The 22,003-nt window shown below is 61.9% G+C and carries 15 protein-coding genes; 5 read left to right on the plus strand and 10 right to left on the minus strand.

The window, feature by feature from the left end; genetic code table 11:
* Positions 1 to 34: 34 nt before the first annotated feature.
* The 4 genes from FO488_RS10240 to FO488_RS10255 all read right to left on the minus strand — a co-directional run bounded on the left by FO488_RS10240 (position 35) and on the right by FO488_RS10255 (position 8,588).
* Positions 35 to 3,139, minus strand: a complete 3,105-nt coding sequence (locus tag FO488_RS10240; RefSeq protein ID WP_149210478.1) for a multidrug efflux RND transporter permease subunit — start codon at positions 3,137 to 3,139, stop codon at positions 35 to 37.
* On the minus strand, positions 3,136 to 6,252 hold the full coding sequence (locus FO488_RS10245) for an MdtB/MuxB family multidrug efflux RND transporter permease subunit (RefSeq protein WP_149210479.1): 3,117 nt from the start codon (positions 6,250 to 6,252) through the stop codon (positions 3,136 to 3,138). The genes FO488_RS10240 and FO488_RS10245 overlap by 4 nt, the downstream gene beginning before the upstream one ends.
* 239 nt (positions 6,253 to 6,491) lie before the next feature.
* Positions 6,492 to 7,820, minus strand: a complete 1,329-nt coding sequence (locus FO488_RS10250) for an MdtA/MuxA family multidrug efflux RND transporter periplasmic adaptor subunit (protein ID WP_149210480.1) — start codon at positions 7,818 to 7,820, stop codon at positions 6,492 to 6,494.
* Positions 7,821 to 8,123: 303 nt separating this feature from the next.
* Entirely contained in the window at positions 8,124 to 8,588 is a 465-nt protein-coding gene (locus FO488_RS10255) for a DUF4405 domain-containing protein (RefSeq protein ID WP_149210481.1), read from the minus strand.
* A 316-nt stretch (positions 8,589 to 8,904) separates the two neighbouring features.
* On the opposite strand from FO488_RS10255, the gene FO488_RS10260 reads away from it, so the two are divergent.
* Genes FO488_RS10260 through FO488_RS10270 form a run of 3 tightly spaced genes read left to right on the plus strand, consistent with a single transcriptional unit; the run spans position 8,905 to position 13,453 of the window.
* The gene (locus FO488_RS10260; protein WP_149210482.1) at positions 8,905 to 10,215 is read left to right on the plus strand and encodes a hemolysin family protein; all 1,311 of its coding nucleotides are present in this window, start codon (positions 8,905 to 8,907) and stop codon (positions 10,213 to 10,215) included.
* Positions 10,212 to 11,993 carry an AsmA family protein gene (locus tag FO488_RS10265; protein ID WP_168205971.1) on the plus strand — a complete coding sequence of 594 codons (1,782 nt, stop codon included), beginning with the start codon at positions 10,212 to 10,214 and terminating at the stop codon, positions 11,991 to 11,993. The genes FO488_RS10260 and FO488_RS10265 overlap by 4 nt, the downstream gene beginning before the upstream one ends.
* Positions 11,994 to 12,010: 17 nt before the next feature.
* The gene (locus FO488_RS10270) at positions 12,011 to 13,453 is read left to right on the plus strand and encodes an AsmA-like C-terminal region-containing protein (protein WP_168205972.1); all 1,443 of its coding nucleotides are present in this window, start codon (positions 12,011 to 12,013) and stop codon (positions 13,451 to 13,453) included.
* 71 nt (positions 13,454 to 13,524) lie between these two features.
* Here FO488_RS10270 and lpxC read toward each other — a convergent pair whose 3' ends face one another.
* A complete protein-coding gene (gene lpxC / locus FO488_RS10275; RefSeq protein ID WP_149210485.1) occupies positions 13,525 to 14,352 on the minus strand; it encodes a UDP-3-O-acyl-N-acetylglucosamine deacetylase in 828 nt (275 codons plus the stop codon).
* Between the two features lie 75 nt (positions 14,353 to 14,427).
* Entirely contained in the window at positions 14,428 to 15,102 is a 675-nt protein-coding gene (gene cysE, locus FO488_RS10280; protein WP_149210486.1) for a serine O-acetyltransferase, read from the minus strand.
* Positions 15,103 to 15,327: 225 nt separating this feature from the next.
* On the opposite strand from cysE, the gene FO488_RS10285 reads away from it, so the two are divergent.
* Positions 15,328 to 16,953: a fumarate hydratase gene (locus FO488_RS10285; protein WP_149210487.1), complete on the plus strand. Its 1,626-nt coding sequence runs from the start codon at positions 15,328 to 15,330 to the stop codon at positions 16,951 to 16,953.
* A 234-nt stretch (positions 16,954 to 17,187) separates the two neighbouring features.
* Here the strand turns inward: FO488_RS10285 and FO488_RS10290 are convergent, their stop codons facing one another.
* The 4 genes from FO488_RS10290 to FO488_RS10305 all read right to left on the minus strand — a co-directional run bounded on the left by FO488_RS10290 (position 17,188) and on the right by FO488_RS10305 (position 21,254).
* Positions 17,188 to 17,673 carry a VOC family protein gene (locus FO488_RS10290; protein ID WP_149210488.1) on the minus strand — a complete coding sequence of 162 codons (486 nt, stop codon included), beginning with the start codon at positions 17,671 to 17,673 and terminating at the stop codon, positions 17,188 to 17,190.
* Between the two features lie 63 nt (positions 17,674 to 17,736).
* Positions 17,737 to 18,294, minus strand: a complete 558-nt coding sequence (locus FO488_RS10295) for a YbhB/YbcL family Raf kinase inhibitor-like protein (RefSeq protein WP_370514272.1) — start codon at positions 18,292 to 18,294, stop codon at positions 17,737 to 17,739.
* Positions 18,291 to 18,779, minus strand: a complete 489-nt coding sequence (locus FO488_RS10300; RefSeq protein ID WP_149210489.1) for an adenosine-specific kinase — start codon at positions 18,777 to 18,779, stop codon at positions 18,291 to 18,293. The genes FO488_RS10295 and FO488_RS10300 overlap by 4 nt, the downstream gene beginning before the upstream one ends.
* A 90-nt stretch (positions 18,780 to 18,869) precedes the next feature.
* Positions 18,870 to 21,254, minus strand: coding sequence for an ATP-binding protein (locus tag FO488_RS10305; RefSeq protein WP_205743253.1), 2,385 nt, complete (start codon positions 21,252 to 21,254; stop codon positions 18,870 to 18,872).
* Positions 21,255 to 21,522: 268 nt separating this feature from the next.
* Between FO488_RS10305 and FO488_RS10310 the strand changes: the two genes are divergently transcribed.
* Positions 21,523 to 21,987 carry a YaiI/YqxD family protein gene (locus FO488_RS10310; protein ID WP_149210490.1) on the plus strand — a complete coding sequence of 155 codons (465 nt, stop codon included), beginning with the start codon at positions 21,523 to 21,525 and terminating at the stop codon, positions 21,985 to 21,987.
* The last annotated feature ends 16 nt before the right edge of the window (positions 21,988 to 22,003 follow it).

Genomic DNA, 22,003 nt, shown 5'->3' on the forward strand with positions numbered 1-22,003 from the left:
AAAGGGTTCCCGCCAGGCCATGACCGGTCCCCGTTTAAGCCCGGGGCTTCTTCTTCCCCTGTCCCCGGACCTTCGCCACCCACAGCCGGAAACGGTCCATGTAGAGGTAGACCACGGGGGTGGTGTACAGGGTCAGCATCTGGCTGAAGATCAGGCCGCCGACGATGGAGATGCCCAGGGGGCGCCGCAATTCCGAGCCGACGCCGGTTCCCAGCGCCAACGGCAGCGCCCCCAGGAGCGCGGCCATGGTGGTCATCATGATCGGCCGGAAACGGAGCAGGCAGGCGTCGTAGATCGCCTCTTCCGGGCTTTTCCCCTCGTTGCGCTCGGCGGCGATGGCAAAGTCCACCATCATGATGCCGTTCTTCTTGACGATGCCGATCAGGAGGATGACGCCGATGATGGCGATCAGGCTCAAGTCGGTGCGGAACAGCATCAGGGCGGCCACCGCCCCCACCCCGGCCGACGGCAGGGTGGAGAGGATGGTAATGGGGTGGATATAGCTCTCGTACAGCACCCCCAGCACGATGTACACCGCCACCAGTGCCGCCAGGATCAGAAGCGGCTGATTGCTGAGGGACGCCTGGAAAGCCTGGGCCGTTCCCTGGAAGCTGCCGCGGATGGTGAGCGGCATCCCCAGTTCCCGGGTGGCGGCCTCGATCGCCTTGACCGCATCGCCCAGGGCTACACCGGGAGCCAGATTGAACGACAGAGTGACCGCCGGGAACTGCCCCTGGTGATTCACCGCCAGGGAGGTGGCGGACGGCTCGTAATGGGTGAACGCGGAGAGCGGCACCTGGCTGCCGTTGGTGGAGGGGACATGGATGTCCCGCAGGGTGTCGGGCCGCTGCCAGAAAACCGGGTCCACTTCCATGACCACATGGTACTGGTTCAGCAGGGTGTAGGAGATGGAAACCTGGCGCTGGCCGAAGGCGTCGTAAAGGGTATTGTCGATCACCTGGGGGGTGATTCCCAAGCGGGCGGCCGTGGGACGGTCGATCAGCAGGGTCGCCTCTCTCCCCTTGTTCTGCTGGTCACTGCTCAAGTCCACCAGTTGGGGGACCGTGCGCAGCTTCCGGAGCACGTTCTGGGACCAAGTATTGAGCTCGTTCACGTTGCTTCCCTGGAGGGTGTACTGGTAGAGGGCATTGCCGATCCTGCCGCCGACGCGCAGATCCTGCACCGGGGCCAGGAAAGCGGGCGCTCCCGGCACGCTCATCAGCTTCCTGCGCAAACGTTTGATGACGTCGTTGGCCGTGCCGGTCCGTTGCTCGAAGGGTTTCAGGGAGATGAACATCCGCCCCGTATTGGTTGTCGCCCCTCCCCCGCCGCCACCACCGGTGAATCCGGTCACCTCCTCCACATCCGGGTCCGACTTGACGATATCCACGATCTGGGCCAGCTTCTGCTCCATGGCCTGGAACGAGATATCCTGGGCGGCCTGGATCCGCCCCATGATGCGGCCCGTATCCTGTTCGGGGAAAAAGCCCTTGGGCACGACCCAGAACAGGTACACGTTGCACCCCAGCGTGGCCAGGAGCAGGAGCAGCATCAGGAACGAGTGGCCGAGGGCCCAGCGCAGCGTCCGCTCGTAGGTGGCGTGGAGCCAGGTGAACATCCCTTCGCTGGCCCGGTAGACGATGCCGTAGCGCCGTTTTCGCCCCGGTTTGAGCAGGGTGGCGCACATCATGGGGGTTGCGGTCAGGGACACCAGCAGCGAAACCATGATCGCCGCCGAGAGGGTCACGGCGAATTCGCGGAACAAACGGCCGACGATCCCCCCCATCAGCAGGATGGGAATGAATACCGCCACCAGCGAAACGCTCATGGAAAGGACGGTGAAGGCGATCTCCCGGGAGCCGGAGAGGGCCGCCTGGAACGGCGACTGCCCCTGTTCCCGGTGGCGGGTGATGTTCTCCAGCACCACGATGGCGTCGTCCACCACGAATCCGGTGGCGATGGTCAAGGCCATGAGCGACAGGTTGTCCAGGGAATAGTCGAACAGGTACATCACCGCAAAGGTGCCGATGATCGATACCGCCACGGCCACGGCCGGGATGAGCGTGGCGCGGCCGTCCCGCAGGAACCAGAACACCACCAGGACCACCAGCAGGGCGGAAAGGATCAGGGACCGTTCCACATCCCGCAGGGAGCCGCGGATGGACGGGGTCCGGTCCAACTCCACCGACAGGTCGATGGCGCCCGGCAGGGCCGCCTGGAGCTGCGGCAGCAGGGCGCGCACATTGTCCACCGTCTCGATGATATTGGCGCCCGGCTGCCGGAAGATGACGACCGTGACCGCCGGTTTGCCGTTGACCAGGCCGGTGGAGCGCAAATCCTCAACCGAATCCCGCACGTCGGCCACATCCGAGAGCCGGACCGCCGCGCCGTTCTTGTAGCTGATCACGAGCGGCAGGTACTCCCGGGCCGTGCGCAGTTGGTCGTTGGCGTGGATTTCCCAAGTCTTGTCGCCGGAGGAAACCTGCCCCTTGGGCCGGTTGGCGTTGGTCGCCGCCAGCGCGCTCCGCACGCTTTCCAGGCTGATGCCGTACTTGCTGAGGGTGAGCGGATTCAGTTCCACCCGTACCGCCGGGAGCGAACTTCCCCCCACGAAGACCTGGCCGACCCCCTTCACCTGGGATAGTTTCTGTTGCAGGATGGACGAAGCGGCATCGTACATCTGCGGCTTGCTCATGGTGTCGGAGGTCAGGGCCAGGATCAGGATCGGCGCATCCGCCGGGTTGACCTTGCGGTAACTGGGATTGCTGGGGAGGTTGGTGGGCAGGTCGCCCCGCGCCGCGTTGATGGCCGCCTGCACGTCCCGCGCTGCGCCGTCGATGTCCCGGTTCAGGTCGAACTGCATGGTAATGCTGGTGGAACCGCGATAGCTGGTGGAGGTCATCTCCGTCACGCCGGCGATGCGGCCGAACTGGCGCTCCAGGGGCGCCGCCACCGAGGTGGACATGGTTTCCGGGTCGGCGCCAGGCAGGGATGCCGACACCGAGATGGTCGGGAAATCCACCTGGGGGAGCGGCGATACCGGCAGGAGGCGGAACGCGATCACCCCGGCCAGGACGACTCCGAAAGTCAAAAGCGTGGTGGCGACCGGGCGTTTTATGAAAGGGGCGGAGATGTTCATGGTGTCGTGACGCCGGGGGTCCCGCCCCCCTGTTCCGCCCCCCGCCGCAGCGCCCGCCTCCGCGCCAGCCGGTCAAAGGCCAGATAGATTACCGGCGTGGTATAGAGCGTCAGGATCTGGCTGAAGATCAGCCCCCCCACGATGGAGATGCCCAGCGGCCGCCGCAGTTCCGAGCCGACGCCGTGCCCCATGGCCAGGGGCAGCGCCCCCAGAAGCGCCGCCATGGTGGTCATCATGATCGGCCGAAAGCGGAGCAGGCACGCCTGGAAAATGGCTTCTTCCGGAGCCTTTCCCTCCTTGCGCTCCGCATCCAGGGCAAAGTCCACCATCATGATGCCGTTCTTCTTGACGATGCCGATGAGGAGGATGATGCCGATGATGGCGATGACGCTCAGGTCGGTGCGGCAGATCATCAGCGACAGCACCGCGCCGACGCCGGCGGAAGGCAGGGTGGAGAGGATGGTGACCGGATGGATGTAGCTTTCGTACAATACCCCCAGCACGATGTACACCGTAATCAGGGCTGCCAGGATCAACAGCGGTTCGTTGGACAGGGATGACTTGAAGGCCTGGGCCGTTCCCTGGAAGGTGCCCTTGATACTGGCCGGCAGCCCGAGCTTCCGGGTGGCCGCCTCCACCGCCGTTACCGCCGTTCCCAGCGACATGCCCGGCGCCAGGTTGAACGACGTGGTAACCGCCGGAAACTGCCCCTGGCGATTGACGACCAGCGGCCCCACCGACTCCGTCGCCCGGGCGATGGTGCTCAGGGGGATCATGCCGCCACCGGTGCTGCGCAGATAGACCGATTGCAACGCGTTGGGGTTGTTGCGAAAATCCTGTTTAACCCCAAGGACCACCCGGTACTGGTTCAGTTCGGTAAAAATGGTGGAAACGAGCCGCTGACCAAAGGCGTCATAGAGGGCGTCGTCGATGTTCTGGGGGGTGATGCCGAAACGGGCCGCCGTATTCCGGTCGATATCCAGCACGACGCGCGCACCCTGATCCTGCTGGTCGCTGCTGACATCGAGGAGTTCGGGACGCGCTTTCAGCGCCTCCACCACCTTGGGGGCCAATGTTTTCAGCTCTTCGGTATTGGGATCTTCCAGGGTGTACTGGAACTGGGTGCGGCTGACCCGGGCATCGACGGTCAAATCCTGAACCGGCTGCATGAAAAGTTTTATGCCGGAAACCCCGGCGGTTTCCGCCTGTAGACGGCGCACAATCTCGCTGGCGCTGGCGTCGCGCTCGGCGAGCGGTTTCAGGTTGATCATGATGCGGCCGCTGTTGAGCGTGGTGTTGATGCCGTCCACACCGATGAAGGAGGAAAGGCTCTCCACGGCGGGGTCCTTGAGGATCGCCCGGGCAAGTTCCTGTTGGCGCTCGGCCATGGCCGGAAACGAGATGGATTGTGCCGCCTCGGTCACCCCCTGGATGCCTCCGGTGTCCTGTACCGGGAAAAATCCCTTGGGCACCATCACGTAGAGCACGACCGTCAGCACCAGCGTGCCCACCGCTATCACCAGCGTGGCGGTCTGGTGCCGCAGCACGATCTTGAGCGAACGGCCGTAGGCGGCAATGACTCTGTCGAAGAAGAGTTGCGAGGCGTGGTAGAACCTCCCCTGCCGCTCTTCGGGCACATGCTTGAGCAGGCGGGCGCACATCATGGGAGTCAGGGTCAGGGAAACGACCGCGGAGATGAGGATGGTGACCCCGAGGGTGACGGCGAACTCGCGGAACAGGCGCCCGACCACATCGCCCATGAAGAGCAGCGGGATCAACACGGCGATCAGGGATACCGTCAGGGAGAGGATGGTGAAGCCGATCTGCTGGGAGCCCTTGAGCGCGGCCTGGAGCGGGCTCTCCCCCTCCTCGATGTAGCGGGAGATGTTCTCGATCATGACGATGGCGTCATCCACCACGAAACCGGTGGAGATGGTCAGGGCCATCAGTGTCAGGTTGTTCAGACTGAATCCCAGGAGGTACATGACCCCGAAGGTACCCACCAGCGAGAGCGGCACGGCCACGCTGGGGATGATGGTGGCGGAGAAATTGCGCAGGAAGAGAAAGATGACCAGCACCACCAGCGCCACCGCTAGAAACATCTCGTGCTGCACGTCGCGCACCGAGGCCCGGATGGTGTTTGTGCGGTCGGTCAGCACCGACACCTTGACCGAGGCGGGCAGCGAAGCCTGCAGTTGGGGCATGAGTTTCTTGATGCGATCCACGACTTCGATGACGTTGGCGCCCGGCTGACGCTGTATGTTGACGATCACCGACGGTTTTTCGTTCATCCAGGCGGCCTGGTTGACATTTTCCGCATCGTCCACCACATCGGCCACATCGGAGAGGAACACCGGCGCGCCGTTTTTGTAGGCGACCACCAGGGGGCGGAAGTCCTTGCTGCTGTAGAGCTGATCGTTGGCGCCGATGATATAGGACTGGCGGGGACCGTCGAAGCCCCCCTTGGCCTGATTGACGTTTGCCGCAGCTATGGAGGAACGCAGGTCCTCCATGGTCAGGCTGTAGGAGGCCAGGGCCGTGGGATTCGCATGGACGCGCACCGCCGGGCGCTGCCCGCCGCTGATGCTGACCAGGCCGACCCCGGGAAGCTGGGAGATCTTCTGGGCAAAGCGGGTATCGGCCAAATCCTCTATCTTGGGAAGCGGCAGGGTATCGGAACTGAGCGCCAGGGTCAGGATCGGGGTGTCGGCCGGATTGACCTTGCTGTAGACCGGTGGGCTGGGAAGGCCGCTGGGAAGATAGGTGGTAGCGGCGTTGATGGCGGCCTGTACCTGTTGTTCGGCAATATCCAGGCTCAACTCCAGGCTGAACTGCATGGTGATGACCGAGCAGCCGTTGGAACTGGTGGAGGTCATCTGGGTCAGGCCCGGCATCTGTCCGAACTGGCGCTCCAGCGGCGCCGTGATGGAGGTCGCAACCACGTCCGGACTGGCGCCGGGGTAAAAGGTGCGCACCTGAATGGTGGGGTAATCCACCTGGGGCAGGGCGGAAACCGGCAACTGTTTGTACGCCACGGCACCGGCCAGCAGAATGGCGATCATCAGCAGGGTTGTGGCCACGGGACGGAGTATGAAAATGCGCGAAAGATTCATGGGGTGTCCTAAAAATCGCCTTTGGCAGAACGAATAACATCAAAACAAAAGCAGCTTACCACGGAGGACACAGAGGACACGGAGGAATAACAAAATCACGGCAAGGCTTTCATCTATGCTCAGGAGTTCTATACAGTTAAACCGTTATTAAATACCCTCAATGCAAAAAAACGGTTGTGAAGAAACCTCTGCCTTTCCTCCGTGTACCTCAGTGTCCTCCGTGGTGAAAGCTTTCGAGGTCAGGGTTTGGTTCCTTGTTGAACCCCGCCGGGTTTCTGTCCTGCACCCTTCACCGCTCCCTGCTGTTCGCCCTGCCCTTTCGGGCTCCCGGAAGCGGCGGTGCCCTTCGGGCCGCTCTGGCCCCGCTGGTGGCCCGCCTCCCGCAACTCCACCTTGCTGCCGTCCCGCAGGCGTTCGGCACCGTCCACCACCACCATTTCGCCCGCATCGAGGCCGGAGGTGATGGCGATGTCGTCCCCCTGGGTAACGCCGATGACGACCGGGCGCATGGCAACGGTTTTGTCGGCCTTCACCAGATAGACGAAGGTCCCCTGGGAGCCACGCTGGATGGCGGAGGCGGGAACCACGACGCTATCGTGCCTGGTTTCCACAAGCAGACGGGCATTGACGAACTGGTTGGGAAACAGGCCATTGTCCTTGTTGGGGAATACCGCCTTGAACTTGACCGTGCCGGTGGCCGAGTCGATCTGGTTGTCGATGGTCTGAAGCTGACCCGTGGCGAGTTTCTGTTTCTGTTCCCGGTCAAAGGCGTCAACGCCGAGCCGGGCTCCCGACTTCATTTTTCCGAGCACGCGGGGAAGGTTGTCCTCGGGGACCGGGAACACCACCGTAATGGGCTGGAGTTGGGTAATGACCACCAGGCCGGTGGTATCGCTGGCATGGATGATGTTGCCGGCATCCACCTGACGCAGGCCGACCCGGCCGCTGATGGGCGCCGTAATCCGGCTGTAGGTCAGTTGCAGCTTGGCGCTGTCGATCGCCCCTTTGTCAACCTTGACGGTTCCTTCATACTGGCGCACCAGGGCTTCCTGGGTATCCAACTGCTGTTTGGGGATGGAATCCTGTTGCCACAAGAGCTTATAACGTTGCAGGTCGAGACGGGCATTCCTCAGCAGTTCCTGGTCCCGGGCCATCTGCCCCTCGGCCTGGGTCAACTGCACCTGGTACGGCCGCGGGTCGATAACGGCCAGGAGGTCGCCCCGGTTGACGGTCTGTCCCTCCCGGAAGCGGATCTCCATGATCTGCCCGTCAATGCGGGATTTGACGGTAACCGTGTTGAGCGGGGTCACATTGCCGAGCCCCGTGATGTACACCCCCACATCCGCCTTTCCCGCAGCCTGCGCCACCACGGGGACCGGCAGGGAAGCGCTCTTCGCCCCCTCCTGTTTGGCGGCCGGGACCGTTTTGGCGCCCCAATACAGGTATCCACCGCCGGCCAGCACCGCCAACAGCGGCACGATCAGCCACCAAAGCCGGGACCGCGAGGCTTTCGGGGTGTTTTCCGCTGGTTCGTTGTTTGTCTCTTCCTGAGAGGATTGCAGGATCATGGCCGTACCACCTCTGCTGTCGTTTCCTTCAGGCGTTCACGAGTGACCGTTGCATGTAACGTCACGTTGTCCTCCTGCCTTTATGTACTTTTGTTGCCCGGGGAGACGGACAACGTTGGTGATGGGACCAATGCCCTCTTCACAACCGGTTGCCCACTATAGACTCTCGCGGGAAGAAGATAAAGAAGCCAGATGCCTCGTTTCCCGAAATCCCTCCGTACTTCTATCCCAGAATACAATGAAAACGAAAGAAATCACCCCGGTATCTTCAGGTTCCCGTTTGGTCCACCCGCAGCACGCACGTTACGGGCGGGCATCTTTGTTCACGGGTTTCGGCCGGAGCTCGTCGCTGGTTATCTTGCCGTCGTTGTTGGCATCAAGGGCCTTCAGCGTCATTGCTGCCTTTGCCATCTCGTTTTCGTCTATGACCCCGTCCGCGTTGGCATCAAAGAGTTGCACGACTTGATTGGGCCGCTGTTTCGGCTGAGTGCACAACACGGCCACGGAGATCGCGATGCTGGCAAGTGCGGCCACTGCGGCCATTGTGGCAGACCGTCCGCGGAAATACTCGACAAAGGCTTTCCAATTGACGAAGAGGTGCACCAGGCCTGCAACCGCAAAGGCATACCCGAGCCACTCGTGAAGTCCCTTCATGTTGCCGCCGACCTTGATATGCAGCGCCAGGATTACCCCGCTCACGGCCACGACCAGAAAGGTGATGGAGGTCACCGGGCTGATCCAGGCCCTCGAAAATAGCTTGTTCGTCATTATGTTGCGTTTCCTTTCAGGATAGTTGCCAAACGGCTCCGAATTTCAAACATCTTCCGTCTTGCATGACAAAACGCGCGGCCTTACGTTTCACGAAGCATAAGACGAACAGAGCGCCCAAAGGTTACAGGCACAGCGGGAAAAAAGAACGGAAGAGGTCGTATACGCCTCTCGAGCCCATGCAGTTTATTCGGGCACCGCCGAAGCTTTTATCGATCTTTTCGGTTAGTTACATGACGCAGCACCGGCATCGGCACATGTGACGGTTGACATTAGCCCCTTCACGAGTGAAAATGTCGATTTAAATGGAGGATCTGTGAATACCGTTCTCGTTGAAATATTCGTTATTGCCGTGATGGTCGTTCTGAACGGTTTTTTTGCCTGTTCCGAATTTGCCATCATATCCATCCGCAAGAGCCGCGTCTCCCAACTGGTGGACGAAGGGGACAAGCGGGCGCGCCTCATCGAGGTGCTCCAGCAGGACCCCCACCGCCTGCTGGCGCTGGTGCAGGTCGGCGTCACCGTGACCGGCGCCACGGCCTCGACCATGGGCGGCATCATCGCCGTCGATTACCTCCGCCCCTGGTTCCAGAACCTGGGGATCGGCTTCCTGGCCCATGCCGCCGAACCGGTTGCGGTCACCGGCATGGTGGTCATCATCTCGTACCTGCTGCTCATCCTGGGTGAGCTGGTGCCCAAGGCGATCGGGCTGCAATACGCCGATGCCATTGCCCTCAGGGTGGCCCGGCCCATCAGCGTGCTCGCCCGGGTCGGATCGGTCCTGGTCAGCCTCCTGACCGTCTCCAGCAAGGCGGTGATGCGGCTTCTGCGCATTCAGGGCAACCGTGAGCCCTTCATCTCCCGCGAAGAGGTGCAACACATCGTGGCGGAAGGGCACGAGAGCGGCGTTTTCAGCGAAACCGAGCACGAATACATCCGCAACGTTTTCGAGTTCACCCACACCTGCGTCCGCGAGGTCATGGTCCCGCGCACGCGCATGGTGGCCCTCGACCTGGCAGCCCCCCGCGACCAGGTGGTCGCCACGCTGCTGGAGAACATGTACTCCCGTTATCCGGTCTATCGCGGCAGCATCGAGGAGATTGCCGGGGTGGTGCACGGCAAGGACATCCTGGGACGGCTGGTGGCGGGCGAACAGCTCGACCTGGCGGCCATCATGCTGCCGCCGGTCTTCGTGCCGGAGGGGAAGAAGGTCAATGAACTGCTCAAGGAGATGCAGCGCAACCGCAACCAGATGGTGCTGGTGGTGGACGAGTACGGCGGCCTGAGCGGCCTGGTCACCAGCGAGGACCTGATAGAGGAGTTGGTGGGAGAGATCGAGGACGAGCACGATATCGGGGAACAGCCGACCATCATGACCCTGGAGGACGGCAGCCTGATGGTGGATGGCCTGCTTTCCGTCTTCGATCTGGCCGATGCCCTGGAAATCAAAGTGGATGAAGAACTTCCCTTCGAAACCGTGGCCGGCATGATCCTCCAGGAGCTGGGCCGTTTCCCCCTGAAGGGCGAGACCGTCGAATGGCACGGCTACCGGTTCCTCTGCGAAGAAGTGACCCAGACCGCGGTGCTGAAGGTCCGCGTCAGCCCCCTTCCCCCCGAACAGCCATGATGAAGCGTTCCTACATAAAGCTTTCCGGCATCCTGCTGCTGGTGGTCGGCACCCTCGTCGTCAGCCTGGCCTTCTTTCTGCCCTATCTGCTGGACATCAACGCCTACCGCGACGAAATCCTCACCTCCCTGCAGAAATCCCTCAACCGCAAGGTCAGCTTCACCCGAGGCGAGTTCAAATGGCACTTCGGCCCCTCCTTCGACTTCGACGGCATCACGGTGAAGGAACCGGACGGCAGCGCCGACTTTCTCAAGGCCGACCGCATCACGGTGCGCCTGGCCCTGTGGCCCCTGCTGGACAAGCGTATCGTGTTGCGCGACGTGGCCCTGGAAGGGGCGGACATACGCCTGGTGCGGAACAAAGACGGAAAGCTGAACATCGACGACCTTCTGGCGCCGGGCAAGGAAGGCATGCAGATCCAGTTCCGCAAAATGCAGCTCAAGCGCAGTACGGTCCAGTGGTACGACATGGCCGTGGGCAAGGAGGGGCTCCCGCCGGTTGCCGCCACCAATATCGCCTTGACCCTGGATCACGTGGCCCGTGGCCGCAAGGGGAGCGTCAAGCTCGCCTGCGACATCCCGGCCCTATCGGGTCCCCCGGCCAGGGTCGTCCTGAACGGCACGGTCCGGCTCCCCGTAAAGGGGCAATCCCTGCTGGAAATGGAAGTCAACGGCGACGCGGATATCAAACAGGCCGAGATCGGCCGTTTCTGGCCCTACTTCGGGAGTCATATCCCCTTCGCCAACCCGGGTGGGCGCCTGGACGTCGCCACCAGCCTCAAGGGCAAGCCCCGGGAGTTCGCCGCCAAGGGAAAAATCCGCGTCAACAACGCCGCCGTGACCTGGCCGACCATTTTCCACGCCACCGTGGCGCCCCGTTTCCTCCAGGCCGAGTATGACCTGAAACTCACCGGCAAGCTGCTGGATATCAAGACCATCGACCTGAGTACCGACGGCTTCAGGATCAAGGGAAGCGTCCAACTGTACGATTATGCGGGCAAAGATCCGCGCATCGTCGCCAAGGCGGCCACTCCCGGCACCTTCCGCTATGAGGATGTGAGGACCTACGTTCCCTATGGCATCATTCCGGCCGACACCAGCGACTACATCGAGAACAAGATCAAGTCCGGGGTCTTCAAGCTGGATACCGGCGTGCTGGACGGACGGATCAGCCAGATCGCCCACATGGAACGGGGGGATAATTACAACACCCTGCTGATCCGCGGGCCGGTGGAAAAGGCCGTTCTCAGCTACGGACCCAAGGCGCCAACGTTCAACAACATCAAGGGGACCATCGAGCTGAAAGGGAAGAATTTCAACCTGATCGGCATGACCGGTTCCTTCGGCACGTCACCGTTCAAGCTGCAGGGGTCCATCACGGAGTACAATACCGACAAGCAGAGCGACTACCCGGTCCGCATGGAGATCACCCCCCGCTCCCCCGAGGTCGCCTGGCTGGCCAGGATCGTCGGGGCGAACAAGCTTGAATTCAGCGGCAACTCCAACCTGGTCCTGACCGGCAGCGGCCGTTTTTCGACCTACCGGCTGGACGGCGAATGGGAGTTGAAGCAGGCCGCCTACAGCTTTCCCGGCGCCATCCGCAAACCCGCGGGCACGGCGAACCACCTGGCCTTCAGTTCGATCCTGCCGCCGGGCGAGATCAAGCTGAACAGCGTGACCTACACCCTGCCCCCCTCACCCTCTCCGCAAACGCCCTGCTGCGGTACGGCGACAAGCCCCATCTCGGTTTCGAAATTCAAACCAACCCGTTCTGGCTGAGCGAAGCGCTGCCCATCATGCCCATGTGGCAGCAGTATCGCCCGCGGGGGAGGGTCCAGGCCCATATCCGCGGCAGCGGCAATCCCGAAGACTTCTCGGCCATGGATTACTCCGGCAGCATCGCCCTGAACACCTTTTCCTTCCTGCCGGACCCGAAACTGAAACCGGTCACCGGCATCAGCAGCACCATCACCTTCCAGGGGAACAGCCTGGAAACCGGCAGCATGAGCGCGCGCTACGGCGATTCGCTCCTCAATCTGCGCGGCCGGGTCAAGAGCCTGAAGAACGCCGAAGCCGAGTTAACCCTGGCGTCGCCCCAGTTCTTCCTGCGGGACATCAACCTCGCCCCCCCGCCCCCGGCCAAGGCCAATGCCAGCATCCGCCGTCTGCATGCCGTGCTGGCCGTCCGGGACGGCAGGTACACCATCAACCGTCTGTCCGGACTTTTCAACGCGTCCAATTTCAGCGTCAGCGGCGACTATACCGCGGGCGCCGCGCCGACGGCCAACCTGGCGCTCAGTTCCTCCAACCTGGACCTGAACGACCTGCTCCTGCTCGCCAGGCTCTCGGACCAGGGCAGCGCGGATAACCATACGCCGTCGCGGCTGAACCTGAACCTCAAGCTGGCCGCCGAGTCCGGGAAATACGACAAAGTGCTCTTTTCCCGGTTGAACGCCACGCTGCACCAGGAAAACGGCATCCTCTACCTCCAGGGCATGGAGGCGGGGGTGTACAACGGCAGGGTGACCGCAAAGGGCCGCATAGCGCCGGGCAACGGCCAGGAGCGGCGCTACGACCTGAATGTCGGCGTCGAACGGGTCAATGCGGAGCACCTTCTCCAGGCGCTGGACGTGACCCGGGAGGTCACCGGCACCCTGAACCTCTCCGGCGACCTGACCGCCCGGGGAGCGACCCTGGCGGACCTCAAGAAAACCGCCCTGGGCAACGTGAAGCTGCGGCTGGAAAAAGGCACCCTGCGCAGATTCAACGTGCTTTCCAAGATGTTCTCGATTCTCAACGTGTCCCAACTGCTTAAATTCCAGCTCCCGGACATGGTGGCGGACGGCATGCCGTACAACAACATCCACGGCAGCTTTGCCTTCAGCGATGGCACCATCGCGACCCAGAACCTCTTCATCAACAGCGACGCCATGAACATCTCGGTCATCGGCAAGGCGGACATGGTCAGGGAGGAGCTCAATTTCACCATCGGCGTCCAGCCGCTCCAGACCGTGGACAAGATCGTCAACCGCATCCCGGTGGTGGGCTGGCTGTTGACCGGCAAGGGCAAATCGGTGGTAACGGCCTATTTCGAGGCCAAGGGCAAATGGTCCGACCCCCAGGTGAGCGCCATTCCGGTCAAATCCATGACCAAGGGAGCCCTGAATATCTTCAAGCGGGTCTTCGAGTTGCCGGTGAAGCTGTTCACGGATACGGGAGAGGTGATTCTGGGACAATGACGGACTGCCGGAAACAGGCTGCGGGGCCTACCGCCTGGCACGCCCCTGCACGCACAACGGGGGAGAAGGTCTCAGTAGATGGTGTAATTGGCGGGGTCTGAAAAGAGTTCCTTCAGCAGCATGTTGTTGAGGTAATGCCCGGTCTTGTTGGCCTCGACCTTGCCGAGGATGCGGTAGCCGCTGGTATACAGATCGCCGATCAGGTCGAGGATCTTGTGATTGACCAGCTCCTTCTTGTAGCGCAGGCCGTGGGGGTTGACCACGTCGTCCTCTCCGATGATCACCGCATTGTCCAGCGACCCGCCTTTAGCCAGGCCGGCCTTCTGGATGGCCTCGATCTCCTCCAGCATGGTGAAGGTGCGCGAGTTGATGATGGCAAAGGCGTTTTCCACGTCCGTGACCCGTTTCTTCTGCTTTCCCACTGGCGCCCGGAATTCGATGGACATGGTGATATCTAGGGTGTTGAGGGGCTTTATCTTGACATAGGCGTCCTTGTGCCGGACTTCCACCGGGCGTTGTACCTTCAGATAGACGCCGTTTTCGGGGAACTCGTAGACGCCCCCCTTCCACATGCCCTGGTAGAACTCCCAGGCCGAGCCGTCCATGATGGGCACCTCGGGACCGTCGATGTACACCAGGCAGTTGGTGATGCCGGAAAAGTAAAAGGCCGCCATCAGGTGCTCGATGGTTGAAACCGAGGCCCCTTCCCGGGCGATCAGGGTCGAGAGGCGCGTGTCGGCCACCATGTCGTAGCGGGCCGGAATCATCTGGCCGTTGAAGACAAAGGCAATGCCGAACTCGCGGCGGGGAAGGAATTCCAGGTTGACCGGCTTGCCGGTATGCAGCCCGATGCCGGAGATTTTGAAAATACGGTTGATGGTGGTCTGACGTTTGATCATTTAATGTAGCTTTCCCAAATGTGATTACCCGGCTGCCGCGGCTTTGCGCCCCCCCCGTCGGCGGGGCACGGCGGATCAGCCGTTGATTTTCTTTTTCAGCGCCTCGTGCTCCTCGGCCAGGGTGGCGTACTTCTTCTCCAGCTCGCGGATCTGATCGAACAGGCAGGAGATGGCCTTGGCCTCCGGGTCGGGCAGTTGTCCGTGCTGCAGGTCGGGACGCGGGTCTTCCTTCTTTTCCTGGGCCATGACCACCCGGCCCGGGATGCCGACCACAGTGGCGTTTTCCGGCACTTCCTTGACCACCACCGAGTTGGAGCCGATCTTGGCCCCCTTGCCCACGGTGAACGGCCCCAGCACCTTGGCCCCCGAACCGATCACCACGTTGTCCCCCAGGGTCGGATGACGCTTCACCTTGTCCCAAGTGACGCCGCCCAGGGTCACGCCGTGGTAGAGGGTCACGTTGTCGCCGATCTCGGCCGTTTCCCCGATCACCACCCCCATGCCGTGGTCGATGAAGAACTTGCGGCCGATCTTGGCCCCCGGATGGATCTCGATGCCGGTCAGGAACCGGCCGATGTGGGAGATGAAGCGCCCCAGGAAGAACAGCTCGTTGACCCAGAACCAGTGGGCAATGCGATATATCCAGAGGGCATGCAGGCCGGGATAGCAGAAGACGATCTCCAGGGCATTGCGGGCGGCCGGATCGCGCTCAAAGACGGAATTGATGTCCTCGCGCAGGTTCTTGAACATGGTGAAACTCCCGTGCAAACGGTTGAAAATGGTGGTACAGGATTAACATAGCCCCACCAAATCTGTCAATTTTTATCGCCGGTTTCAGCGTAAACTTAGCTCTCGACAAAGGTCGCGCTTTTCACTAAGATGCGCCCATTGCGTCTTGTATACAAAACAATTCCGACCCGGCACCTACTCACATAACCAAAGCCGAATTTCCGGCACCGAAAGGAGAAGCAGCCCATGTCAACCAAACCGTTCGTCTATCAGGAGCCCTTCCCGCTTGCCACGGATCAGACCCCCTACCGCAAGATCGAGGGGAGCGAAAAGTACGTCGAATTGGCCGAGTTTGCCGGCAAGCAGGTCATCCGGGTCTGTCCCGAGGCGCTCACCATCCTGGCCAACGAGTCCATGCGGGACGTTTCGTTCCTGCTGCGCCCCGCGCACAACGAGCAGGTGGCCAAGATCCTCTCCGATCCCGAGGCCTCCCAGAACGACAAAGGGGTCGCCATGGCGTTCCTGCGCAACGCCGAGATCTCCGCCCAGTTCGAGCTCCCGGTCTGTCAGGACACCGGTACCGCCACGGTCGTCGCCAAGAAGGGACAGCAGGTCTGGACCGGCGTCAAGGACGAGGAATGGATCGCCAAGGGGGTCTACAAGACCTACACCGAAGAAAACCTGCGCTATTCCCAGACCGTGCCCCTGGACATGTACAAGGAGACCAACACCGGCACCAATCTGCCGGCCCAGATCGACATTGCGGCCACGGACGGCGATTATTACAAGTTCCTCTTCATGGCCAAGGGTGGCGGCTCGGCCAACAAGACCATGCTGTTCCAGGAGACCAAGGCCCTCCTGACCCCGGGCAAACTGGAAAAGTTCCTGGTGGAGAAGATGAAATACCTGGGCACCGCCGCCTGCCCCCCCTACCACATCGCCTTCGTCATCGGCGGCACCAGCGCCGACGCCTGCATGAAGACCGTCAAACTGGCCACGGCCAAGGAACTGGACGGCCTCCCCACCCAGGGGAACGAGCACGGCCAGGCCTTCCGCGATCTGGAACTGGAGGCGAAACTCCTTGAGGCGGCTCAGAAGCTGGGCATCGGCGCCCAGTTCGGCGGCAAATACTTCGCCCACGACGTGCGGGTCATCCGCCTCCCGCGCCACGGCGCCTCCTGTCCGGTGGGCATGGCGGTTTCCTGCTCGGCCGACCGCAACATCAAGGCCAAGATCACCAAGGACGGCCTGTTCGTGGAGGAGATGGACCGCAACCCCGGCCGCCTGATCCCCGAACAGTACCGGGGCAAGCACAGCCACGGCGTGAAGATCGACCTGAACAAGCCCATGCCGGAGATTCTGGCCGAGTTGACCAAACACCCGGTCTCCACCCCGCTGCTTTTGACCGGCACCATCGTGGTGGGCCGCGACATCGCCCACGCCAAGTTCAAGGAGATCATGGACAGCGGAAAGCCGCTGCCCGAGTATCTGCTGAAGCACCCCATCTACTACGCCGGCCCGGCCAAGACCCCGGCGGGCAAGCCCTCCGGCTCCTTCGGACCCACCACCGCCGGCCGCATGGACTCCTACGTGGACGAACTGCAGAGCAAGGGAGGCTCCCTGATCATGATCGCCAAGGGGAACCGCAGCCAGCAGGTTACCGACGCCTGCAAGAAATACGGCGGCTTCTATCTCGGCTCCATCGGCGGCCCGGCCGCGATCCTGGCCGAGGAGAACATCAAGAAGGTGGAGTGCATCGACTTCCCGGAACTGGGGATGGAAGCGGTGTGGAAGATCGAGGTAGAGGACTTCCCGGCGTTCATCCTGGTGGACGACAAAGGGAACGACTTCTTCAAACAACTCGGCCTGTAAGTTTCATCCGATACGATGACAAACCGAATGGCCACGGGACACCGTGGCCATTCGGCGTTTTGGTGTTCAGGTTTTTACGGCTCAAGCGCAATGGCTAGACTGAAATCGCGATAGTCCGGGCTTGGTCTTGTGTTTCGTCAATGTGTGGACCTGATACCGTTGTTACACACAATTTCTTCAAATTTGTCCCGCGTCAAGGGCCGCCCCCCTGCCTTCTCCCCGGAGATTGTAGCTTCAACCACGGCGCGCCGCTTCTATGGCAGCAATGTCGATCCTTTTCATCTGCATCATCGCATCGAATGCGCGCTTGGCGGCAGCGGGATCGGGATCGGTTATCGCTCTCGTCAGGGCCATCGGCGTAATCTGCCAGGAGAGGCCCCATTTATCCCTGCACCAGCCGCAGGCACTCTCCTCACCGCCGTTGCCGACGATGGCGTTCCAGTAACGATCCGTTTCGGCCTGGTCAACGGTTGCGACCTGAAACGAGAATGCCCAGTTGTGCTTGACCTCGGGTCCGCCATTGAGCCCGAGGCAGGGAATTCCCATCACGGTAAACTCGACCGTCAACACATCCCCCTTCTTTCCGGACGGATAGTCCCCCGGTGCGAGGTGCACCGCGCCAACGGATGAATCGGGAAAGGTCCTGGCGTAAAATCGCGCCGCATCCTCGGCGTCGCGGTCGTACCAAAGGCAAATCGTGTTCTTTGCTTGCTGCGCCATGTCACACTTCTCCTTCGCGATGTCTTGATTGAGGTGACCTGAATTTCTCCGTTGGTACCAGCTTCACCGGCGCTTATACGTCCCCATCAGCTCCCCCTTGGCCAGGACATGCCCCTGCATGGCCCGTTCAAGCTCACCCTTGGTGGTGGAGTTGCCGAGATGCAGCACGGTATCCAGCGCATAAACCCGGAAGAAGTAGCGATGGGTCCCGGTCGGCGGACAGGGACCGCCGTAGCCGGTGCGGTGCCAGTCGTTCTTCCCCTCGCTGGCCTGGGACGGCAGAGCGTGCGCGGGGATCTCCCGCGTCTGGGGCGGGATGTTCCACACCACCCAGTGCACCCAGGTCCCCATGGGGGCATCCGGGTCGTCCATGACCAGCGCCAGGCTCCGGGTGGCCGGCGGCACCTTGCCAATGACGAGAGCGGGGCTGGTATCCTCCCCGTCGCAGGTGTGGCGGGCCGGTATGGCCTCCCCCTGGTTGAAACCCGGGCTCGAAACGGTCAACGTTTCCATCCTGTGTCCCCCCTTTCCCTGGGCGTCGGCGCACAGCACGATCCCCAGCGCCGCCGGCAGCAGTGCCGCCATCAGGCGCGCCGTCCCGTAGCCACGCCCTTCCCTCACAGTTTGTAGCCGATCGTGCGCAACAGGCTGTGGCGCTGCTGGCGCTCGTCGTCCGACTCCACCCCCTTGGGGGCAAACCCGTCGATCACACCCAGGATGCCCCACCCCTGCATGGTGGAGGCGACGATCACCTGGAGCGGGTTGGCCGTGGCGCAGTAGACGCAGCAGACCTCCGGGCAGTTTTTCACCTGGTTGAGGATGTTGATGGGATAGGCGTCCCGCAGCAGGATGCAGAAGACATGGCCGGCGCCGATGGCCTTCAGGACGGTCGTACACGCCTTGATCAGCCCGCTGTCGTTCCCCTCGGTACGGATCAGGCAGGGGCCGGACGCCTCGCTGAAGGCAACGCCGAAGCGGGCCTGGGGTACCGTGCCGGCAATGATCTCGTACAAATCCTCGGCGGTCTTGATGAAGTGGGTCTGGCCGAGGATGATGTTGCACCCTTCGGGATAGTCGATCTTGACGTTGTGGATCTCCAATTGCATGCCCCCTCCTCCGCACCCGGCTGTTTCGGGCGCTTCGCTTGGCCGCGGCGCCGCAATCGGGACAGCCGTGGTGAATGTTCTCTGCTTCCCCTACCGGTCCAGGATCTCGCGCACCTTCCGCAGCAGTTCCAGCGGTTGGACCGGCTTCATGATGAGTTCGATCCCCTCGTCGATCACCCCGCGATTCCGGATGAAATCCGCCGTGTAACCGCTGGCGTAGCAAACCTTCATGTCCGGTTGCAGGCGCCTGATCTCCGCAACGGCCTCCTGGCCGCTTTTTCTGGGCATGATGACATCCATCAGAACCAGATGAATCTTGCCACGGTTTGTCGTGAACTTCTCGACCGCCTCCTGGCCATCCTCCGCCAGGATCACCTGGTAACCGTACCTGGTCAGGATGTTTTCCATGAGGCCGCGCACGTCCACCTCGTCCTCGGCGATGAGGATCGTTTCCGTCCCGACTTCGGGAGCCGCCGGCTCCGCCGCTTCCTGCTGCGGTCCCGGCCCCTGCCCGCTCACGGGGATATAGATCCTGAAGGTGGTGCCCTGTCCCGGTTCGCTGTAAACATTGATGAAACCGTTATGCTGCTTGACGATCCCGTACACGATGGCCATGCCGAGGCCGGTTCCCCTGCCCTCTTCCTTGGTGGTAAAGAACGGCTCGAAGATCCTCTTGCGGGTCGGCTCGTCCATGCCGCAGCCGGAATCGGAGACCGCGATGCAGGCATAACGGCCCGGCTCGCCGTACCCATGAGCATGGAGAAAGGCGTCGCCAACATCCCGGATGCCCGTTTCGATGCTCAAGAGCCCCCCCTTTTGCATGGCGTCCCGGGCATTGGTTGCCAGGTTGATCAAAACCTGCTCGATCTGGGCGCTGTCCACGCAAACGGTGATCGCGGGGCCGTCGCAGAGAGTTCTGAGCTGGATGTCCTCGCCGATGACCCGGACGAGGAACTTCTGCACATGCTGTACGATGTCGTTGAGATTGGCCGGCCTGAAGTCCATGACCTCCTTGCGGCCGAAGGTGAGCAGCCCACGAGTCAACTGGGCCGCCTTCTCGGAAGAGGCGACGATCTGCTCGACCTCGTCCCGCTGGCGCTCATCCAGTTTCGGGTCCATCTGCAACAGGTTGCAGTACCCCATGATAACCGTGAGCACGTTGTTGAAGTCGTGGGCCACCCCGCCCGCAAGCTGCCCGATGGCCTCCATTTTCTGGGCCTGGCGGAGCTGTTCTTCCATGGTCCGCTGCTCGGTCATGTCGTGGGCCAGCGAGAGCAGGCAATGGCGGCCATCAACGGTGATGAGCTCGCCATAGTAGATGCAGGTGAGGTATTTCTCGCCCTTGGAACGCAGATGCAGCTCCACGCCCGAGGTGCGCCCCTTGTCCCGCAACTCGGTCAACAGCATCTGCCGTTGTTCCGGCGTGATCCAGCCGAGTTCAAGCGACGTGCTGCCCACGGCTTCCTGGCGGCTGAAACCGGAGATCTCGACGAATTTCTTGTTCACATCCAGGAAACGGCCATCCTCCACCGTGCTGATCGTCATGATGATGGGGGCATTGTCGAAGGACTTGGCAAACTTTTCCTCGCTGAGGCGCACCGCTTCCTCGATCTGCCTCCGTTCGGCAATCTCCTCCTCCAGAACCATCGCCTGTTCCTGAAGGGTTTCCTGGGCCATCTCCCGCTCTTCGATCTCGTGCTCCAACGTTACGGTCTGTTCGTAAAGCTCCGTGGTCGTGCGCCCCAGCCTGCGGGTCCCGAAGCCGATCCCCACCAGCCCCAGCAACCAGATGACGGCATGGTTGATATACACCCCCCGCATCTCCACGCGCATCAGCGCGTAGATCGGCTCCAGCGGGACGGATACGCTCAGTCCGCCCCGCACCTCCCCTTCGCGATACCCTTGGGGCGCATGGCACTTGAGACAGGGCTTTTCGGCAAAGAGCGACTTCATGTAACGATAGTACGGCTTGCCGTCGATGTACTCAACCTGGCCCACCTCGGTGACGCCCCGCTCAAATGCCGTCAGCGCCCCCTTCTCCCAAGGGTCGGGGGCGTTCCCGCCCCTGATCGGCTTGAGACTGGTGATATGGCCGCGGCCGGTTCCTTGGTATTCCTGGGCCATTTCAAATACTTGGCGCGTCATGTAGGCCGGATTCATCAGGGTCAGCCGTTTGCCGGAGGGGGTGGTTATATCCCGCTCGGGGATGTGGGCCAGATAGGGATTAGGCTGGGTGGATTCCGTTGCCGGAACGTACACGCCGCCATGGCGGGACGCCCAGCGGCGATAGAGGAGATCCTTCTCGAAGAAGGCCCGGCTCTGCATCTTGCCGAGCAGCAACGCCTCCTCCCGGTGCTGCCGGTGATCCCAGAACAGCGAGTATGCCAAAAGCACTGTCCAGACCAGCGCAATGATGGCGCCGAAACGTCGTATGCGGTTTCCGGGGGTAGATCCGCTGGATGCTCCCTGTTGCATATGCCTCCCCTGTGCCTCGGCACAGCCAATATGCTGAAAAACTTCTTATAATCCTACCACCGATTCCCGGACATTCAATCGCTCGCGCTCGGCAAATAATCGACACGCGCGACGGTCAGGCCGCGCGCGACACCGCCGCTGATGGCGGCAAAGATGCCTAACGGCGCGAAACAACTGAAAACAACGCCATGCCCCTCTTTGTCTGGAATACCGTATCGCATCCGTGGTACTATCTCGCAGCAGTCCGATTTTTCGCCACGGAGCAACCATGCGCATATGGATCGACGCCGACGCCTGCCCTCGGGTCATCAAGGAAATCGTCTTCAGGGCCTCGGAACGCCTGGAAATTCCGGTCAGCCTGGTGGCCAATACCAGCCTTGCGAAACATCATTCCCGCCTGATCGACTCGGTGGTGGTGAGCGAGGGCTTTGACGTTGCCGACGACTACATTGCCGAGCATGCCGCCCCGCAAGACGTGATCATAACCGCCGACATCCCCTTGGCGGCCCGGATCGTCGCCAAAGGCGCAGTGGGGCTCGACCCGCGGGGAGAACTCTATACCGAGGAGAATGTGGGAGAGCGTCTTTCCCTGCGCGACCTGATGATGGAGCTGCGCGATGCGGGCATGGTGCAGGGAGGGCCGGCCCAGTTCGGGGCGACGGACCGCCAGCGCTTCGCCTCTTCCCTGGACACGCTGCTGACCCGGATGGTCAAGGGAAGGAAGCATGTCTAAGTGGCGCAGGAGCAAT

It is taken from the genome of Geobacter sp. FeAm09 (assembly GCF_008330225.1).
Taxonomy (GTDB): Bacteria; Desulfobacterota; Desulfuromonadia; order Geobacterales; family Pseudopelobacteraceae; genus Oryzomonas.